Source organism: Alkalicoccobacillus porphyridii, from assembly GCF_007293315.1.
GTDB lineage: Bacteria > Bacillota > Bacilli > Bacillales > Bacillaceae_D > Alkalicoccobacillus > Alkalicoccobacillus porphyridii.
Genome location: NZ_VLXZ01000360.1, coordinates 1 through 248, shown reverse-complemented (window position 1 = coordinate 248; position 248 = coordinate 1). Strand labels below are relative to the sequence as shown.

The window sequence follows — 248 nt, the reverse complement described above, 5'->3', positions numbered from 1 at the left end:
AGCAAAAAGACTGGGAAACAAGAGAAAACGCGTTTGCTGCTTTTACCATGGGACCGCTGACTGATTTCTGGCGTCAGCGTGATGAAGCAGAATTTACTGGTGTGGATGACATTCCGGTGCGCTTTGTCCGTTTTCGCGCACAGCACCATGACCGGGTGGTAGTCATCTGCCCGGGGCGTATTGAGAGCTACGTAAAATATGCGGAACTGGCCTACGACCTGTTCCATTTGGGGTTTGATGTCTTAATC

1 protein-coding gene is annotated in these 248 nt (G+C 50.4%); it reads left to right on the top strand.

All coding sequences use genetic code 11. The features are described from left to right. Positions 1–248 (top strand): alpha/beta hydrolase family protein (locus FN960_RS24595; RefSeq protein WP_368854074.1); only part of this gene is annotated, 248 nt, incomplete at both ends.